Annotated in this window: 16 protein-coding genes; 8 read left to right on the forward strand and 8 right to left on the reverse strand. The window is 59.5% G+C overall.

Translation table 11 applies throughout. The annotated features are described in order from the left end of the window. Positions 1 to 10: 10 nt before the first annotated feature. Together C8N31_RS06750 and C8N31_RS06755 are read right to left on the reverse strand one after the other, a co-directional pair. Positions 11 to 655 (reverse strand): response regulator transcription factor, encoded by a 645-nt coding sequence (locus C8N31_RS06750; protein ID WP_025048220.1) that lies wholly within the window; start codon positions 653 to 655, stop codon positions 11 to 13. Further along, the gene (locus C8N31_RS06755) at positions 652 to 2,079 is read right to left on the reverse strand and encodes a cache domain-containing protein (protein ID WP_025048219.1); all 1,428 of its coding nucleotides are present in this window, start codon (positions 2,077 to 2,079) and stop codon (positions 652 to 654) included. Before C8N31_RS06755 ends, C8N31_RS06750 begins: the two co-directional genes overlap by 4 nt. A 251-nt stretch (positions 2,080 to 2,330) precedes the next feature. Between C8N31_RS06755 and C8N31_RS06760 the strand changes: the two genes are divergently transcribed. From C8N31_RS06760 to C8N31_RS06770, 3 genes are all read left to right on the forward strand, one after another. Then, entirely contained in the window at positions 2,331 to 3,419 is a 1,089-nt protein-coding gene (locus C8N31_RS06760) for a TRAP transporter substrate-binding protein (protein ID WP_025048218.1), read from the forward strand. 145 nt (positions 3,420 to 3,564) lie between these two features. Further along, a complete protein-coding gene (locus tag C8N31_RS06765) occupies positions 3,565 to 4,533 on the forward strand; it encodes a TRAP transporter small permease subunit (RefSeq protein ID WP_025048217.1) in 969 nt (322 codons plus the stop codon). Positions 4,534 to 4,551: 18 nt separating this feature from the next. Continuing rightward, positions 4,552 to 6,906, forward strand: a complete 2,355-nt coding sequence (locus C8N31_RS06770) for a TRAP transporter large permease (RefSeq protein WP_025048216.1) — start codon at positions 4,552 to 4,554, stop codon at positions 6,904 to 6,906. Positions 6,907 to 7,046: 140 nt separating this feature from the next. On the opposite strand, the gene C8N31_RS06775 is transcribed toward C8N31_RS06770, so the two are convergent. The 4 genes from C8N31_RS06775 to C8N31_RS06790 form a co-directional block, all read right to left on the reverse strand. Beyond that, positions 7,047 to 7,868 (reverse strand): arginyltransferase, encoded by an 822-nt coding sequence (locus C8N31_RS06775; protein ID WP_025048215.1) that lies wholly within the window; start codon positions 7,866 to 7,868, stop codon positions 7,047 to 7,049. 79 nt (positions 7,869 to 7,947) lie between these two features. Next, positions 7,948 to 8,373, reverse strand: coding sequence for an RDD family protein (locus tag C8N31_RS06780; RefSeq protein ID WP_025048214.1), 426 nt, complete (start codon positions 8,371 to 8,373; stop codon positions 7,948 to 7,950). A gap of 62 nt (positions 8,374 to 8,435) precedes the next feature. Beyond that, complete coding sequence (locus tag C8N31_RS06785; RefSeq protein WP_025048213.1) at positions 8,436 to 8,846, reverse strand: DUF2852 domain-containing protein; 411 nt, start codon at positions 8,844 to 8,846, stop codon at positions 8,436 to 8,438. A gap of 585 nt (positions 8,847 to 9,431) precedes the next feature. Further along, positions 9,432 to 9,902: a YbaK/EbsC family protein gene (locus C8N31_RS06790; RefSeq protein WP_025048211.1), complete on the reverse strand. Its 471-nt coding sequence runs from the start codon at positions 9,900 to 9,902 to the stop codon at positions 9,432 to 9,434. On the opposite strand from C8N31_RS06790, the gene C8N31_RS06795 reads away from it, so the two are divergent. The 5 genes from C8N31_RS06795 to C8N31_RS06815 all read left to right on the forward strand — a co-directional run bounded on the left by C8N31_RS06795 (position 9,901) and on the right by C8N31_RS06815 (position 15,681). Further along, on the forward strand, positions 9,901 to 12,756 hold the full coding sequence (locus tag C8N31_RS06795; protein WP_081785680.1) for a bifunctional [glutamine synthetase] adenylyltransferase/[glutamine synthetase]-adenylyl-L-tyrosine phosphorylase: 2,856 nt from the start codon (positions 9,901 to 9,903) through the stop codon (positions 12,754 to 12,756). The genes C8N31_RS06790 and C8N31_RS06795 overlap by 2 nt on opposite strands. Continuing rightward, complete coding sequence (locus tag C8N31_RS06800) at positions 12,753 to 13,025, forward strand: hypothetical protein (protein ID WP_025048209.1); 273 nt, start codon at positions 12,753 to 12,755, stop codon at positions 13,023 to 13,025. Before C8N31_RS06795 ends, C8N31_RS06800 begins: the two co-directional genes overlap by 4 nt. 181 nt (positions 13,026 to 13,206) lie before the next feature. Then, entirely contained in the window at positions 13,207 to 13,839 is a 633-nt protein-coding gene (locus C8N31_RS06805; protein ID WP_025048208.1) for a DUF6778 family protein, read from the forward strand. An 82-nt stretch (positions 13,840 to 13,921) separates the two neighbouring features. Continuing rightward, positions 13,922 to 15,133: an RSP_2647 family RNA methyltransferase gene (locus tag C8N31_RS06810; protein WP_025048207.1), complete on the forward strand. Its 1,212-nt coding sequence runs from the start codon at positions 13,922 to 13,924 to the stop codon at positions 15,131 to 15,133. A 47-nt stretch (positions 15,134 to 15,180) separates the two neighbouring features. Continuing rightward, a complete protein-coding gene (locus C8N31_RS06815) occupies positions 15,181 to 15,681 on the forward strand; it encodes an RSP_2648 family PIN domain-containing protein (RefSeq protein WP_051544610.1) in 501 nt (166 codons plus the stop codon). A gap of 14 nt (positions 15,682 to 15,695) precedes the next feature. Here C8N31_RS06815 and C8N31_RS06820 read toward each other — a convergent pair whose 3' ends face one another. Both C8N31_RS06820 and C8N31_RS06825 read right to left on the reverse strand, forming a co-directional pair. Next, a complete protein-coding gene (locus tag C8N31_RS06820; RefSeq protein ID WP_025048205.1) occupies positions 15,696 to 16,388 on the reverse strand; it encodes a M48 family metalloprotease in 693 nt (230 codons plus the stop codon). A 48-nt stretch (positions 16,389 to 16,436) separates the two neighbouring features. Beyond that, a complete protein-coding gene (locus tag C8N31_RS06825; protein WP_025048204.1) occupies positions 16,437 to 17,594 on the reverse strand; it encodes a cytochrome P450 in 1,158 nt (385 codons plus the stop codon). Between the last annotated feature and the right edge of the window lies 1 nt (position 17,595).

Raw genomic sequence — 17,595 nt, forward strand, 5'->3', positions numbered from 1 at the left:
GGCCAGCCCGTTAAAGGCGCACACCTGTGCCCTGCAAAACCCCGTGTTCCAGCGCATAACGGGTCAGCCCGGCGGTGCTGGAAATGCCCAGTTTGCGTTTGATGTTTTTACGGTGGGTCTCGACGGTGCGCACGGAAATCTCAAGCGCCACAGCCACCTCTTTATTGGATTTGCCCGCCGCCAGTTGCAGCAAAATCGTCTGTTCGCGTTCTGTCAGTGCCTCACGCGGCTCGCCCTCTTTGGGGGCAATCGAACCCTGCGCGCCGGTGCACAGATATCGCTGGCCCTGCATAACGGTATCAATCGCCAGTTTGATCTCGTCGGTTGGCACATCCTTGAGCAGATACCCCATTGCGCCGTGGCTGAGGGCGGACGAGATATATTCCGGGCTGTCATGCATGGTGAGGATCACGACCCGCGTGCCGGGGCGGCGCTCAAGCACCATTTCCGTGGCGGTCAGCCCGCCAATCTCCGGCATGTTGAGATCCATCAGGATCACATCGGGGTCCAGTGTTTCAAGCCGGTCCATCACATCGCGGCCATTGAAAGCGGTGCCGACCACTGCGACATCGTCATAGCTTTCGAGAATAGATTGAATGCCTTCGGCAACCATTGGGTGATCATCGACAATCAGAACTTTGGTCTTTTGGGTCATTCTGCGGCAACCTTTGTTGGCTTGGCCTCTGTCTTTTCAGGCGGCAACAGATGCGTCAATGGCACGTTGGCCTCAATTGTGGTCCCGCCGCCTTTCGCTTCAATCAGTCGCAGTGTGCCGCCCAATTGGTCCATGCGTTCTTGCATGTTGCGCAGGCCCAGCCCCGATGATCCAGCGCTGCGGCCCGTGGTCAGCCCTTTGCCGTTGTCCCTGATCCGAAGGGTGGCACCGCGCCGGTGACCGCGCAGATCAATTTCCACCCGTGTTGCCCCCGAATGCCGTTCCACATTGGTCAAGGCTTCTTGCGCGATCCGGTAGAGGGCGATCTTGGCGTCATTATCAAGCCGGTTGCGGAACACGACCGTATCAAATGTGCAGGTGATCCCGGTGCGGGCCTCAAATTCTTCGGTCAGGGTCTTGATGGCCGGGCCAAGGCCCAGATCGTCAAGCGCACCGGGGCGCAGATCACGGCTGATCCGGCGGACCTCGGAAATCGCATCGGCGAGGGTGGTGATGCCTTTGTTCAGCGGCTCTTCGGCCTTGGGGTCGCCCCGTTCCAAGCGCCGCCGCGCGTTGTCCAGCGCATAGCGGACCCCGACCAAAATCTGGCTGATCCCGTCATGCAATTCCCGCGCCACCCGTCCGCGTTCCTCTTCTTGGGCGTCAAACACCCGCAAGGTCAGTTTCTTGAGCTTGGCATCGGCCAGCCGCCGTTCGTGCAGGTTGATGAACATACCCGTGGCAAAAACCACCAAAAGCGCCAAAAGGGTAATCCCGCCGATATAGACAAAGGTGCGCTGCACGCGGGCCTCCACATCGGCGCGGGCATTGGCGACCGAGGCCAGCACATCATCGATGAACACGCCCGTGCCCACGGCCCACTGCCAGGAGGGGAAGGAAGTCACATAGGTGATCATCCGCGCCTCTTCCCCGGTCGAGGGCTTGGGCCAGAGATAGGTGTGATACCCGGCGCCGGCACGGGCAATGCGGATCAACTCATCCACCACCGGCGTGCCTTCGCTGTCGGTCAGGCCGGTCCAGTTTTCATTGATCCGCTCGGTCTGGCGCGGGCTGACGATGGCGTTGCCGTCATAATCATAGACAAAGAACTGCCCGTCATCGCCATAGATCATCGCCGACAGGATCTGTGTCACCTGCGCCTTGGCCGCATCATCATCAGGCGCGGCGCGGCCATAGACAAAGTAAAACCCGTTGCGGGCCTGCGTCACGTAATTGTGCAACTCGGCTTTCTTGGCCTCGATTAACTGGGTCTCAAGGGTGGTGATTTCACGCTCTGCCAGTGCGCGCGCCTGCAAGGCCACAATCATCGCAATCGCCGCCACCGCCGCAATCAGCGGCACCGTGGCAAGCAGCGTGAGCTTTTGCGCATAGCTGGGAGACAGAAAGGAAAGCGGACGGCGCATAACGATTCGATACGCCGAATCTGCCCCGAATCAAAGCCCCGAGAGGCTGTCATCCCCCTAAGCCGGGGGTGGAAATCGCCCTATTTCGCAGATTTCGGTCAAAAAATCTTACCGAATCCGACAATCGAGGCGGCCCTATACGTAGTAGTAGGTATTTCAAAAACGGCTGCGCCCGTTACTGTAGCGTCACTTGAAGCGACCTGTGCGTGCGAAAATGCGTATCAGGCGCGGTAATTTGGGAGGAGTATCCAATGGATCGTCGTTCATTTCTGAAGACATCTGCACTTGGCGGGACAGCCGCCGCAGCCACAACGTTGGCAGCACCTGCGTATGCACAAGGCAAGCGCACACTGACAATGGTAACATCTTGGCCACGCGGTTTTGCCGTGCTGGACGATGCGGCCACATATCTGAACAACATGGTTAACGAGATGTCTGACGGCACTCTGACCATCGACAAGAAAGCACCGGGCGAACTGGTTGGCGCATTCGAAGTGTTTGACGCGGTATCCTCCGGTCAGGCCGACATGTACCACTCTGCCGACTACTACTATATCGGCCAGCACCCTGCCTATGCTTACTATACTGCCGTACCATTCGGCGGCACCGCGCAAGAGCTGACAAACTGGTACCACCACGGTGGCGGCCATGATCTGCACAACGAACTGGGCGAGATCTTCAACCTGAAATCCTTCCTTGCTGGTAACTCCGGTTCCCAGTCCGGTGGTTGGTTCCGCAAGGAAATCGGCTCCGCGGCGGACTTCAACGGCTTGAAATTCCGTATGCCTGGCCTCGGTGGCAAGGTTCTGGGTAAACTGGGCGCATCCGTTCAGAACATCCCAGGCGGCGAACTGTATCAGGCCCTGTCTTCGGGCGCTCTGGACGGTCTGGAGTGGGTTGGCCCATTCGCGGACGAACGCGCCGGTTTCCAGGAAGTTGCCAAAGTGTACTACACTGCGGGCTTCCACGAGCCAGGCTCCGGTCTTGCATGTGCGGTAAACCTCGACGTGTTCAATGACCTGTCACCTGCGCACCAGAAGATCATCGAATATTCCACAATGGCGACAACGCACATCCAGCTGGCAGAAACACTTGCCAACAACGGTGCCGCTCTGTCCCGTCTGCAGCAGCAGGGTGTGAAAACCATGCAGTTCACAGACGACGTTTGGGATGCATTTGGCGCGGCCTCCAAAGAGGTCATGGACGAAAACATGGGCGACGAGCTGTTTGCAAAAACACGCGCCAGCTTCGAAGCGTCGCTGACCTCTTCTGCCGAATGGCTGTCCAAGTCTGACGCATTCTACGTAGAGCAGCGTGAGCGCGTACGTAACGCAGGCTAATTGCCAAGACTGAATTGTCCGGGGGCTGCATGATCTGCGGCCCCCGGATGTCTACACCAAAGCGCGTTTAACGGCCAAAAGGCCGAAACACAGGTGCTTGCGATCGGGGCCAAAGAGGGGCCCTGCGCAATGCGAGGGGGATCATATGGCCGATGAAGTGATGTGTTCGGGGTTTTTCCGGGCGGCGGAGGGTGCAAAACTCAGCTGTCTCGACAAATTCCAAGACGGTGGATTTGTCCAATTTGTGACGGGCAACATACTGGAATCCTTCTATAACTTCTTTGCAGCCTTGCTCAATCCGGGCATGTGGCTCGATTGGTCCAACAAAGAATCTCTGATGCGGTTCATCTACTATGGTGCGTCGGTTGAGCTGTTCTTTGTGCTGGCGACTTTCCTGATTGTCCTGACCATCATCGGCATGTGGAAGCGCGAGGTCATGTGGGCCTATGTGCGCGGGCTTGAATGGTTCAACAACTCTGTTGGCCGCCTGTTTGCATGGGCGGGCCTGCTGATGGTGCTGCAACAGATCATCATCGTATTCCTGCAACGGATCTTTACCCGGCCTGATATCTCCATCGGGTTCGGTATCCCGCTGCAATTCGACATCTCTTGGTTTGCGGAAGAGTTGAAACTTTTCAATGCCTTGGTGGTCACTCTTTGTGTGGCTTATACCTTTGTCCAAGGCGGGCATGTGCGGGTTGACCTGTTTTATGCCGGGGCCAAGTTCCGCACCAAAAAGATCGTCGATATGTTCGGCGCGATCTTCTTTATGATCCCGTTTGTGACCGTGACATGGCTCTATGGCTGGTTCTTTATGTGGCGGCATCTGGTGACGCCAAACCCATCCGCCTCTGACCGGCTTGAACTGCTTTTGCGCAAATCGCGCTTGCTGAAATGGAACGTGGAAACCATCGGTTTCTCGCCCAACGGTTTCAACGGTTACTTTATCTTCAAGGTTTTGCTCTGCGCCTTCTGCGTGATGGTGCTGCTGCAAGCGCTGGCGGTGTTCTACCGCAGCTGGTGCGAGTTCCGCGAAGGGCCCGAATCCGAAAACAAGTACCTCGACCGCGATACGCTGGGCGAGGGTGAAGAAGCCTACGAAGGCACACATTAATCTAAGGGAGTAGACCTGATGCTGTTTGGTCTCGACGGGGTCGAAGTTGGCCTGATCATTGTTTTTGTGTGTCTCTTCGGGGGCATCCTGTCTGGCTTTCCGGTGGCCTTTGCCATCGGCGGGGCCGGGATCATATCCTTTGGGATCATTGCCGCGCTCGACAGTGCGGGATTGATGATCCACCAAGCGATTGACACATCCTCGCAAGCCTATCGTGATCTGGTGAATTCGGGGGTCAAGAACGACACGATATCACTGTTCAGGTATCCCGATCTGCCACGTGTGGCGGAATCGGTGTTCCCGGCCGGCTGGGAAACCGCGCTGGACCGGAACGTGTCTTTCATTGTGAACCGGATGAATGAACGGGTTTTGGCCGGGCAGTCGATTGAAACGCTGCTGGCGGTTCTGATGTTCGTTCTGATGGGCATCACGCTGGAACGCTCCAAGATCGCCAATGATCTGCTGACCACGATGGCGCGTGTGTTTGGCCCGCTGCCCGGCGGTTTGGCCGTGTCCATCGTGGTTGTGGGCGCTTTCCTCGCTGCCTCCACCGGCATTGTGGGTGCGACGGTTGTGACCATGGGCCTGCTGGCCCTGCCGACCATGCTGCGCAACAACTATTCCCCCGAGATCGCCACCGGCGTCATCGCGGCCTCCGGCACATTGGGGCAGATCATTCCGCCCTCGATCGTGATTGTTCTGCTTGGCACATTGGCGGGGGATCTTTATTCCGCCGCGCAAGAGGCGCGTGCGACCTCTGTGGGCTGTACCGATGCATTGACCTATCTGGGTGAGCCTGCGGTTGTATCCGTTGGGACATTGTTCCAGGCGGCGCTGCTGCCGGGGATCATGCTGGCGCTGCTCTATGCGCTTTATGCCTTTGGCTATGCGCTGTTGAACCCGGACAAAGCTCCGGCTGTACCAATGGGTGCGACAAACTCAGAGCCTGTCACACGCGGTGAGGCCTTCACATGGTTTGCCGGCGCACCGGTCCTGTTGATTGTCGGGACTATCGTGCTGGGCAACCTTGGCATCATCGGTAGCCAGAACACCACGGTTTCGTCTTTCTCCGAAATCGGTGACGCGGCGAGCCTGCGCACCAATGTGGGTGATGAATGTAAGGCCGCGATGATCGAACTGCATGGTCAAGAGGCATGGGATGCCGCGATCCAGCAGCAGGTTGATATCGACGCATCCGGCGGCATCAAAGCCAGCGAAAAGCTGTCCGATGAGGCCTTTGCCGAAAAGCAGGCCGCAAAGGTTGCTGCCGCTGCACCTATCGGGACTGGCGTTGCCATCCTTCTGGTGCTGCTCTCGCTGTTCCTGACCACGGGTCGCGGGGTATCTCCCTCTGCGGAAAGCCGGCCATTGATCATTGGCGGTATCGGTGTGGTGCTGGCGGTGCTTGTGGATATTGTGCTGGTCTCGCCGCTGACCTCGCCGGGGGCGACGGTTGTGCTGATGGCGATCCCCTTTGCGTTGATCATGTACGGTGTGGTCTATGCAACGGGACTGTGTTCCAAGAACGAATTGATCCGCGTTGTCTTTCCGCCGCTGGTCTTGATTGTGGCTGTGCTTGGCTCGATCCTTGGCGGGATCACCAACCCGACACCGGCCGCTGCGCTGGGTGCGGGCGGGGCGATCATGCTGGCCGCTTATCGTAAACTGCGCGATCAGGATCGTTCGCCCAAGGTGATCATCTGGTCCACGTTGGCGATTATCGTCTGTATCCTTGTCGGGGTGAACTTTGATCTGCGGATCAATCAGGACGGCGTGAGCTTTGAAAGCTGGTTTGCCTTCTTTGTGGCCTATGGCGCCTATCTTTATGCGGTCTTTGGTTTGTTGTTCTCTTGCTGGATCCTTTACACCTCTGGTGTTCTGACACCGGTGGTGCGCGAAACCGCCAAGGTGACCTCGATGGTGTTTACCATCCTGATCGGCTCGCAACTGCTGAACCTTGTGGTCATCAGCTTTGGCGGTGAGCATTACATCCAGCAGTTCCTCAAGTCCTTTGACAACGAGCTGACGGTGTTCCTGATCGTGATGTTGGTGCTGTTTGTTCTGGGCTTTGTGCTGGATTTCCTTGAGATCATCTACATCGTGATCCCGATTGTCGGGCCGGTTATCTATGGCGGCACCTTTGACCCGAAATGGGTGACGATCATGATCGCGGTCAACCTGCAAACCTCGTTCCTGACGCCGCCCTTTGGTTTTGCGCTGTTCTATCTGCGCGGGGTGGCCCCGGCGAGCGTGACAACGGCGCATATCTACCGCGGCATCATCCCGTTTGTGTTGATCCAGGTGGCGGGTCTGGCGATCTTGTGGTTCTTCCCATCGATTGTGACCATTGTGCCGGATCTGATCCCGAATTGATCCGGGGGGTGGTTTGATCCACGGCTGAAACAAAAAGAGAGGGCGCCATGGGCGCCCTCATTTGATTCAAGATGTAAGAGGGGGCCAGCCCCCGTCCTGCGGACTCCCCCGGAATATTTAAGAGCCAAAAAGGGAGGGGATCAGCGGCGGCTTCGGGCCATGTCGGGCAGGGCGATATTGGCAACCTGTTCCGCGATAGGGTCCGTGCTGAGCGGGTGCTGTTCTGGCATGAAGGTGTCGGGATCACGCATCTTTTGCCAGCGTCCGCCAATGTAGACCTCAAGCCCGGAGAACTTGGCCTTATAGCCCATCTTGGGGCTGCCCGGCACCCAATAGCCCAAGTAGACGTAGGGCAGGCCTGCAGCGCGGGCGATCTCGATATGGTCAAGGATGATGTGGTTGCCCAGCCCGTCGCGGGGGCGGTCAGGGGTATAGAAGGAATAGACCATGCTGACCCCGTCGCCCAGCACATCGGTCAAGCAGACGCCAACCAGATCGCCCGTGTCCTGATCAACATATTCAATCACCCGGCTGCGGATCGGGGTTTCCTCGATCATGGCGGCAAATTCGAACACATCCATATCTGCCATTCCGCCATCCGCATGGCGGCTGTCGAGGTAGCGGCGGAAAAGATCGTATTGGTCTTCGGTCGCCCAGGGCGAGGTGGCGCGGCGCGTCAGGCCTTTGTTGCGCTTGGTGATGCGTTTTTGGCTTTTGCTTGGGCTGAAGGCGGAGACGTCGATCCGTGCGGACAGGCAAGAGGCGCAATCGGCGCAGGACGGGCGATAAAGCACATTCTGTGACCGGCGAAACCCTTGTGCAGACAGGCTATCGTTCAGTTCGGTTGCTGCCTCGCCTTGTAGGGCGGTAAACAGCTTCCGCTCCATCCGGTCCTCTAGATAAGGACAGGGCTGCGGCGCAGTTACATAGAACTGCGGTGTGAGCGGCAGAGAGTGGCGCATGAGACATCCGATTGTTGCGAAGGGATGATAACAACCGGTCTTCCATGCGCCAAGACACGTTTTAATAAAATGCGATCAATCAGCGGCGGCGGTTCATCGGCACGGTGCCCAGCACCATATCGGTGAGACCCTGCGCGCGGGCCGTGGTGCAGATCAGCACGATGGAGATCAGCTGCACCACCGCAAAGGCGATCGAGATGCTGTAGCCCAGCGTGTGCAGGAAGGCGGTGCCCAGATCGAGCGCCTCATCATCGCGGGTCCGGATTTCCATCGACATCAGCCGCATCCCCCAAGTGGCAGAGCCATTGGCGAGGGTGATCACCCGGTAGGCAAAGCCCGTGACCAGCATCAGCAGCGGAAAGAAAAACAGGCCGGTGAAGGCGGTGAACGGTACGATCACCAAACACAGAACAAAGATCAGGCCCGCATCAATGAGCCATGCAAACAGACGCTTGGCCGGGATGCCTTCGTAAAACTGGGGGTGCAGATCGGGATCGGGGGGCATCTTTTGTGTTCCTTGAAAGTTGCCCCCCGGCAGGGCCGGGAGGCGGGGGAGGCATAGGCAGATCAGGCTTCTGCTGTGTCGTCCTTGGATTTGGCGCGGTCGTCCATAAACTGGTCGAACTCGGCCTTGTCCTTGGCTTCGCGCAGACGTTCCAGGAAGGCTTCGAAGTTGTTCTGCTCTTCTTCGAGGCGGCGCAGGGTATCGGCCTTGTATGCGTCAAAGGCGCTGTTGCCGGTGCTGCGGGTGGACATCATGTGGCGGCTGCCACGGCGGGCGCAGGATTTTCCAGAAAACATGCGTTTACTCCAGATCATGTACATCAAAAGGGCGAGGCCAACGGGCCAGAAGAAGATAAAGCCAAGGACCATGGTGGCGATCCAGGCGCCTTTGCCTTTGTCATCCAGCCAGGCCTCAGAGCGGGCGAACCAGCTTTGGCGCGGGGCGTAGGTTTGTTCGGAAGTGATCGTGGTCATCAAATAAGCCTTTCAGTTCGGGGTGAAGGCCGCCGGTGCGGCCCGTCTGCGAAAGGGCCATGTGAATGCCTTTCACATTACATAGATTGGGGTTTATCCCGGCCGTTGCAAGGGTCTATGTGAAGGGTTTTTACATTTATTTGGAAAATGTTGGAATTTCAGATGGTTGCAATGGGCGAATATTGATCTGTTGTTGCGGATGAAATGCATGATCCGGTCCCATCGCCGCCTGTAAGGCCGGTTATGTACGCTTCAAAAGGCGCTCGAAGCCGTTCTCTGTGGACGGGCAGGGATCTCGGCCTGACAAAATGCCGTTAATGTCTGCTGTGCTGGACTTAGCTGCTCATAAAGTGCCTTCGCGCCCGAACCGAGGGGCAGGAAGCAAAGCGCCCGCCCCGTCAAACCGTAGGTTTGCCTTCGGCAAAACGGGGCGGTTCGGGCGGCGCCAAATCAGTGATTTGGCAATTTTGCACGCTATCTTGAAGAGCACTCAAGGCCTCATACCCGACAACTGTAGGCTTCGCTTGGCCATCCACCCAGATGATCCACTTGTTCTTCTTTCCTCTGCCGGAAAGCATTAGACCTCTAGATCACCCTAAAATCAGCCAGTTGCGCACCGGAAATTTGCAGCATCTCCTTTGGCGCCAAGCCGAATACATGATGCGGGGTGCCGGCGGCGGCCCAGATCATGTCAAACTCCAACAAAGTCCGGTCAAACCACGCCCGCGCGGGATTGACGTGACCCACCGGAGACACGCCGCCAATGGCAAAGCCGGTTTGCGCGCGGATCAGGGCTGCGTCTGCTTTGCCCAGCGGCTCTCCGGCGAGGGCGGCAGCGGCGGTCAGACACACTTGTTGCCCGCCTGCGGTGACAAACAGCACAGCCTCGCCGCTGGTCTCGCCGCGCAACACGATGGATTTGGCGATTTGATCAACGGTGCAGCCAAGTGCCGCAGCGGCGTCGGCTGCGGTCCGTGCCAGCGCGGTTTCGCGGACATCGGCGGTGACATTTGCCGCGTCTAATGCGGCGCGTACGCGTTTCAGGCTCTTGCTCATGGCGCGACACTGCCGCAAAGCTAGGGGCATGACAACATCCCATCTTTCCAGCCAGATCACCCGCACGCCCCGCATCTTTGACAGCAGCCGCGCCGCCGATGCTGCGCCGTTGATTGACGGGTTTGACCCGGCTGTTGCGGCGCTGATCCAAGGGGCGGTTTCGGCTGCGCCCTACCTGATGGGCCTGCTGGAACGGGAGGCCGAATGGCTGCGCGGAGCAGTGGAAGATCCCGGCACGGCGGTGGATGCGGTGATCGCAGGCGCGGCAAAGCTTGCGGCGTCTGATCTGGCCGATGGGCTGCGCCGGGGCAAACGGCGGGTGGCCTTGATGGCAGCACTGGCGGATCTGGGCGGCGCGTGGTCACTGGAGCAGGTGACGGGGGCCTTGACCGATTATGCCGATGCGGCCTGCGGGGCGGCCCTGCGCGGCGGGTTGGCGGCACAGATCCGGCGGGGCAAAATGCCGGGGCTGACGGAGGACGATCTGGCTGACGCGGGCGGCATGGTAGTGCTGGCCATGGGCAAGATGGGCGCGCATGAGCTGAACTACTCGTCTGACATCGACCTGATCTGCCTCTTTGATGAGACCCGCTTTGATCCAGATGATTTTCATGACGCGCGCACCGGATTTGTCCGGGCGACCCGCGCAATGAGCGGCACGTTGAATGACCTGACGGCTGAAGGATATGTTTTTCGCACCGACCTGCGTTTGCGCCCTGATCCGGCGGTCACTCCGGTCTGTATGGCGATGGAAGCGGCGGAGCGCTATTACGAATCGCTGGGCCGGACATGGGAACGCGCGGCCTATATCAAGGCGCGGCCTGCGGCGGGGGATCTCGCCGCAGGGGATCGGTTCCTCAAGGCGCTGCGGCCCTTTGTCTGGCGCAGGCATCTGGATTTTGCGGCCATTCAGGACGCCCATGACATGCGTCTGGCGATCCGCGAACACAAAGGGCTGGGCGGGCCGATCACTTTGCCGGGGCACAATATGAAGCTGGGGCGCGGCGGCATTCGCGAGATCGAGTTCTTCACCCAGACCCGCCAGTTGATCGCAGGCGGGCGCGATCCGGATCTGCAGCTGCGCGGCACCTGTGAGAGCTTGTCTGTGTTGGCGGATAAGGGCTGGGTGCCGCCCGATGTCGCGCAGGTTCTGGCCGATCACTACCGATACCACCGGACAGTGGAACACCGGGTGCAGATGGTGCGCGATGCACAGACCCACAATTTGCCGCAATCCCCCGAAGGTTTTGCGCGGCTTGCAGCGATGATGGACAAAGACCTGCCGGAACTTGAGGCAGACCTGCATGAGCGGCTCAGTGCGGTGCATGAGCTGACCGAAGGATTCTTTGCCGCCTCCCGCGCCCCTGCGCCCGACGCCGCCAAAGAGGCCGCCGCCGATCATGTGTTTGATCATCAGGTGTTGGACCGCTGGCAAAGCTATCCGGCGCTCCGCTCTGAACGCGGGCTTGAGATCTTTGAGCGTCTGAAACCGGATCTTCTGGCGCGGCTGGCCCGCGCGGCGAAACCGGACGAGGCGTTGCTGGCCTTTGATGGCTTTCTCGCCGGACTGCCTGCGGGGGTGCAGTTGTTTTCGTTGCTCAAGGCCAATCCGCAATTGGCCGATCTATTGATTGATATCGTCAGCACCTCTCCGGCGCTGGCGGTGCATCTGTCGCGCAATGCTGGTGTGTTTGATGCGGTCATCGGCGGCGATTTCTTTAGCGATTGGCCGGGGCAAGGGGCCCTGACCGAGATGCTGGCCGAAACACTGGCGGCAGAACCTGACTATGAGGCGCAGTTGGACGGCACCCGCCGCTGGGCCCGTGAATGGCATTTCAGGATCGGGGTGCATCTGCTGCGTGGACTGAGCGATGCAGCAACCGCAGGGCGTCAATATGCCGAACTGGCCCGCGCGGTTCTGACCGCGCTTTGGCCTGTGGTCACGGCACAATTTGCCCTGCGCCACGGCCCGCCACCGGGGCGCGGTGCGGTGTTGCTCGGCATGGGTTCACTTGGGGCGGGGCGGCTGACCGCGACCTCTGATCTGGATATGCTGGTGATCTATGACCCGGATGGGCAGGACAGCTCGGAGGGGAAGCGCCCGTTGGCTTCAAGGCTCTATTATGCGCGGCTGACCCAAGCGATGATCACCGCCATGACCGCACCAATGGCGCAGGGGCGGCTTTATGAAGTCGATATGCGGCTGCGCCCCTCTGGCAATCAGGGGCCGGTGGCCACCAGCCTGTCGAGCTTTGAAAGCTATCAAAAGGATGAGGCTTGGGTCTGGGAACATCTGGCATTGACGCGGGCCGATGTGGTGGCCGGTCCTGCCGCACTTAGCGCGGACGTTGCTGCCCTTTGTGCCGCAATCCTCCGTTCTGGCCGGCCAGGTGATCAGGTCTTGTCCGAAGTCGCCCAGATGCGCACCCGTATCAAAGCGGCCAAAGCCCCCGATGGCCCCTTTGACGCCAAGATCGGTGCGGGCCGGTTGCAAGACATCGAACTTTTTGCCCAAGCCGGGGCCTTGATGCAGGGCCGCGCGGCCCATGATATCGCCGATGGTCTGGGCGCGGGAAAGGCCTCAAAGGTGATCACGGCAGACCAACGGGCCGTGCTGCAACAGGCCTATGACCAATGTTGGACCTTGCAATGCGCCGGGCGATTGTTATCCGCACATCCGGTGCAAACCGACAAATTGGGGCAGGCGGGGGAAAAATTCCTTGCCAGAACGTTGGGATGCGACACTTTCGCGGATCTGGAGACGCAAATGACCCAGACCTACGCCGCCGCGGCCGAAATGATCGACACGGCCCTGCCAGTGCCGCCCACAAATCAAGCCAATGAGGCGACATGAAAAAAGGTGATGAAATGGACCCCAAAGGCCTGATTTTCGAAGCGTATCGCATGGATGGAATTTCAGCGGCGGAATGCCGGACGATCTTTCTCGATTGGGCGCTGTCTTTGCCGACAGGGCAAGATACGATCACCAGCCTTGGGGTTCTGCTTGGTCGCTACGGGGACGACTTTCCCGATCACCCGATGACCCAGATCCTGACCGATGGACGCACCTCGATGAATGCCCCGCGCCGCCGCGGCGGGTGGCGCAGCCGCACGCGCAACTGATCCTACAAGGCCGATCTGACGGGCGGGCCCGTGCGGCAGTCATTGCGGCACCGGGCGCCGCAGAAGCCTTGGGAACGCCCCGCTCTTTCACAGATTACGCCCAATTCTCGCCCTCATTGCCCGGCATTTGTTTCAATGTGAAGTGAAATAGCCTGCGGCGATACGCCAAAGCGAGGATGACATGAAAACATTGAAATTGATCGGGGTATTGGCCTTGGGCGCGATGACCGCCGCCTGCGCCCAACTGCCGGATGTAACCAGCCGGAACGCACCGTTTGAAGCAACCGAACCGTTGCTTGGCTCGTCGCCTTTGGTGACGGAATCGGTGGCGCAAAAACAATTGCCCTATTCGATGAATGTCACAGAGATCAACGTCCGCGCCCCGCGCAGTCTGACCGTCTCTGAAGCCAATGTGTTTTATCCTCGCGGCGATATCGTCTGGCGCGGTGATCCGATTGGCGACCGCTACGAACAGATCGAAACGATCTTTGCTGATGCCTTTGCCAAGGGCACAGCAAATATGAACGGCACAGTGCCGGTGGTGCTGGACGTGGAAATCGCACGGTTCCATTCGGTGAGCGAGAAAACCCGCTATTTCGCCAGCGGCGTGCATAATCTTGAGTTTATCCTGACCGTCCGCAGCGCCGACACAGGCATCGCATTGGCCCAGCCGCGCAAGGTGTCTGCAAACCTGAATGCATTCGGTGGGCAGGCCGCGATTGAGGCGGACCGGGCAGGGCACACTCAAAAGGTTCGGATCACCGGCTATCTTGCCCAGGTGATCCAAGAGGAACTGGCCAAACCAAGCGTTTGAGGGGCCACGCATTGGGGGCAATGCGAGACCACCACAAAATCGGCGCTTTCGTTAAAGGCCAGAACCCACTAGAGGGGGCGCTATGACAGCGCCCCTTTCTTCATCCGCCTCACTGCCGGTCGTCCGCCTTTTGCCAAAGGCCAACGCCCGCGCCATCCGCCACGGCTTCCCTTGGGTCTATGCCAATGAAATGGTATTGGACCGCCGGACCAAAAAGCTTGCCCCAGGCACATTGGCCCGTCTCGAAGATGACGCCCGCCAGCCGATGGGCCTCGTGTCGATCAATCCGACGTCAAAGATTATTGCCCGGATGCTGGATCAGAATCCGGAGGCGGTAATTGATCAGGCGTGGTTTGAAGCACATATCGCCCGCGCTTTGGCTTTGCGGTCGCAATTGTACGATGCCCCCTATTATCGTTTGATCCACGCCGAGGCCGATGGCCTGCCGGGTGTTATTATTGACCGGTTCGGCGATACATGCGTGGTGCAACCTAACGCGGCATGGGCCGATGCACTGCTGGACCCGCTCTGTGCGGCGCTGACGGCGGTGACGGGCATAACCAACATCCTGAAGAACGCAGGGGGGCGCACGCGCACCCTTGAGGGGCTTGATGATGTCTCTGCGGTTTTGCGCGGTGCGGCCCCCGATGCGGCGCTGCTCGTGCCGATGAACGGCGCGACCTATATGGCGGACCTGACCGGCGGGCAGAAAACCGGCTTGTTTTACGACCAAAGACCCAACCACAGCTTTATTGCAAACCTCAGCAAAGACGCACGGGTTCTCGATGTGTTTTCCCATGTTGGCGGTTTTTCACTCGCTGCTTTGGCAAATGGTGCAACCTCTGCGTTGGCCGTGGACGGATCTGCGCCCGCATTGGAACTGGCCGAAGCCGGTGCCAAGGCGATGGGAATGCAAGACAAATTCACGACCCGTCAAGGCGATGCCTTTGACACGCTGGCCGCCCTGCGTGGGGAAGCTGCGCAATTTGATGTGGTGATCTGTGATCCCCCTGCCTTTGCCCCATCGCGCAATGCATTGGAGGCCGGTTTGCGGGCCTATGAAAAGATTGCGCGTCTGGCTGCACCATTGGTGGCGGAAAACGGTATTCTGGCGCTGTGTTCCTGTTCGCATGCGGCAGATCTGGCGCAGTTCCGCAACGCGTCTGTGCGGGGCATTGGGCGGGCCGGACGGCGGGCCATCATGTTGCACACCGGCTTTGCCGGACCGGACCATCCGCAGCTGCCACAACTGGCCGAAAGTGGCTATTTGAAATCGCTGTTCTTCCGCCTGTGAGCGGACCGCGCATCCTGATTGACACCTGCGTGCTTTACCCCACGGTGATGCGCGAAGTGGTGCTTGGGGTGGCGGCAACGGGCGCGTTTGAACCGATATGGTCGGCGCGAATCCTCGAAGAATGGGCCCGCGCCGCGATCAAACTTGGCCCCGAAGGCGAGGCGCAGGCCCGCGCGGAAATTGCGCTGCTGCGCGACCGTTGGCCAAAGGCCGAGCGCCCCGCAGCACACGGTCTTGCCGCCCGGCTCTGGTTGCCGGATGCGGACGACATTCATGTCTTGGCAGTTGCGGTGGATGCGGGCGCCGATATGATCATGACCCTGAACGCAAAGGATTTTCCTCGCGGTACATTGGCCGAAGAGGGCCTCGAACGGGTCGATCCCGACAGTTATCTCATGCAGCTTTGGCCCGAGCATGACATCGCCATCCGCGCAGTGTCTGAACGGGTGTTAAACACCGCGCAACAGATGTCTGGCCGCGACTGGGATATGCGCGGGTTGCTGAAAAAGGCCCGTCTGCCGCGTTTGGCAAAGGCGCTGACGCAGTAACGACCCAATCTGAATTACCGGTCCGCCTTGTCCCAACGCGCCTCAAGCCTGCGCAGGGCCGCAATCCGCTCGTTGGTTTTTGGATGGCTAAGCAACCACGCAGGGGCGGTACCGTGGTTGGATTGGGTCAGCCCCTCCAGCTTTTCAAACAGGGAAATTTGCGGTGCGATGCCAATCCCGGCCTTGGTCAAAAGCGCGGCGGCATAGGCATCTGCCTCGTATTCATCGCCGCGCGACAGCCGTGCCGCAAGAAGGGTCGTGAGCATATTGGCGATCCAGACCCCTGCAAACGGAATAAACCGGCCCAGAACCATCGCCAGCACCGTGCGCATGGCGTTTTGCCCGGAAAAGTCGATCATGCGGCGGCGCGAATGGCCAAGTGCCACATGGCCCAACTCATGGGCGATCACGCTGGCCAATTCTTCGGCCGTGACTTCGCCTGCGCGAAACCGTTTGTAAAAGCCGCGCGTGATGAAGATACGACCGTCCGGCGCGGCCAAACCGTTGACCGGATCAATCTCATAGATATGTACCTTGATCCGCGGCAGATCGAGGGCCTTTGCCATCCGGTCTGACATATCCTTGAGCGCAGGGTCGGCAAGCGGGGTTGAACGCGCGTCAAGCTCACGCGCCGTACGCCAGGCAGAAAAGCGATACATCGCAAGGGCATAGGCTACGGCCAGAAGGATGGGTAAGACGCGGATCATAACATCAATATGGGGTCTGCGGCGCGGCGGGCAAGGGCGCGAGCTGTACTACCACGTGACTGGCACAGAGGTTGGTCCGCGAAACGCCCAACCGGCAAAGGGGGCAGGCCCGGCCAGCTGCATCTGCGGAAATCGGTCAAGGATCACCGGCACAGCATACTGTGCCACCAAGGTGCGGGCCGCCGCAGCACCGGCGCAGAAATGCGGGCCCGCGCCAAACGGGATTGCAGCGGAGGTATCGCGGGACAGATCAAATTGATCGGCATTGGCAAAATGGTCGGCATCCCGGCAGGCTGAGCCGAACATCAAGAACACCCGATCCCCCGGCTCAAACGTCACGCCTGCAACAGTATCGGCTCGCGCCACCATGCGCGGGGCCATCTGTATGGGGGCAACCAGCCGCGTATATTCAGAAAACGCCTCTGACATTGTGGCATCACCTGATGTGATCAGGGCACGTTGATCGGGATGGGCAAGCAAGGCCCATAACAGGCCCGCAATCGCATCTCGCGGCTCATTCTGACCGCCGCCGATGATCACCTTGATGTTGGCGGCAATCGAGGGCAGGGGCATCTCCGCTCTATCCAGCACGCTGAGGATCGACGGATCAGGCGCGGCGCGGACCTGCGGCAACCGTTCCGCAATTGCATCATCCACACGGGTTGAGGCTGCAAGCCCGGTTGCCTCAACCATTGGGTTTGCGGCATAATTGGCAATGGCATCAATCATTTGCTGGCTTGCGGCATCCATCTCCTCTGGGGTCATGCAGGTCAATCCCGTCATGGCACAAAGCGCGGCACCAGAGACCGGCATTGCAAAATCGCGGACAAGATCGCAGCCGCCCAGCGGCGCCAGCTGATCAAGCCGGTCAGACACGATCTGTTCAAACCGCGGCGCCCAGTGATCGGCCACCGTGCGCGGGCTGAGCGCGGGAAACAACGCGCGACGTTCCGTGCCATGCGGCTCACCATCGCGGCGCATCATGTTCAGACCCATGATTTGTTCCATCAAACCGCCCGGTTGGACGGAGGAAAACACATCGATCCGCTTTTCCTCGCGGTGAATGTCGTCGCGCCGGGTCAGCAGGGTCGCGCCCAGTTCAGGCACAAAGGTGATCGGCGTCTTGGCCCGCATCTGCGCCAGCACCGGATAGGGATCAGCGGTGAACGCGGCAGGGTCGATATGGGTGACGGGGGCATCTGACATG

The organism is Sulfitobacter mediterraneus, assembly GCF_003054325.1.
Taxonomy (GTDB): Bacteria; Pseudomonadota; Alphaproteobacteria; order Rhodobacterales; family Rhodobacteraceae; genus Sulfitobacter; species Sulfitobacter mediterraneus.

Bases quoted from the DNA above. Each gene is read 5' to 3' on its own strand.
- C8N31_RS06750 (WP_025048220.1), bottom strand. From the start codon at position 655: ATGACCCAAAAGACCAAAGTTCTGATTGTCGATGATCACCCAATGGTT.
- C8N31_RS06755 (WP_025048219.1), bottom strand. From the start codon at position 2,079: ATGCGCCGTCCGCTTTCCTTTCTGTCTCCCAGCTATGCGCAAAAGCTC.
- C8N31_RS06760 (WP_025048218.1), top strand. From the start codon at position 2,331: ATGGATCGTCGTTCATTTCTGAAGACATCTGCACTTGGCGGGACAGCC.
- C8N31_RS06765 (WP_025048217.1), top strand. From the start codon at position 3,565: ATGGCCGATGAAGTGATGTGTTCGGGGTTTTTCCGGGCGGCGGAGGGT.
- C8N31_RS06770 (WP_025048216.1), top strand. From the start codon at position 4,552: ATGCTGTTTGGTCTCGACGGGGTCGAAGTTGGCCTGATCATTGTTTTT.
- C8N31_RS06775 (WP_025048215.1), bottom strand. From the start codon at position 7,868: ATGCGCCACTCTCTGCCGCTCACACCGCAGTTCTATGTAACTGCGCCG.
- C8N31_RS06780 (WP_025048214.1), bottom strand. From the start codon at position 8,373: ATGCCCCCCGATCCCGATCTGCACCCCCAGTTTTACGAAGGCATCCCG.
- C8N31_RS06785 (WP_025048213.1), bottom strand. From the start codon at position 8,846: ATGACCACGATCACTTCCGAACAAACCTACGCCCCGCGCCAAAGCTGG.
- C8N31_RS06795 (WP_081785680.1), top strand. From the start codon at position 9,901: ATGGCGCGACACTGCCGCAAAGCTAGGGGCATGACAACATCCCATCTT.
- C8N31_RS06790 (WP_025048211.1), bottom strand. From the start codon at position 9,902: ATGAGCAAGAGCCTGAAACGCGTACGCGCCGCATTAGACGCGGCAAAT.
- C8N31_RS06800 (WP_025048209.1), top strand. From the start codon at position 12,753: ATGAAAAAAGGTGATGAAATGGACCCCAAAGGCCTGATTTTCGAAGCG.
- C8N31_RS06805 (WP_025048208.1), top strand. From the start codon at position 13,207: ATGAAAACATTGAAATTGATCGGGGTATTGGCCTTGGGCGCGATGACC.
- C8N31_RS06810 (WP_025048207.1), top strand. From the start codon at position 13,922: ATGACAGCGCCCCTTTCTTCATCCGCCTCACTGCCGGTCGTCCGCCTT.
- C8N31_RS06815 (WP_051544610.1), top strand. From the start codon at position 15,181: ATGCGCGAAGTGGTGCTTGGGGTGGCGGCAACGGGCGCGTTTGAACCG.
- C8N31_RS06820 (WP_025048205.1), bottom strand. From the start codon at position 16,388: ATGATCCGCGTCTTACCCATCCTTCTGGCCGTAGCCTATGCCCTTGCG.
- C8N31_RS06825 (WP_025048204.1), bottom strand. From the start codon at position 17,594: ATGTCAGATGCCCCCGTCACCCATATCGACCCTGCCGCGTTCACCGCT.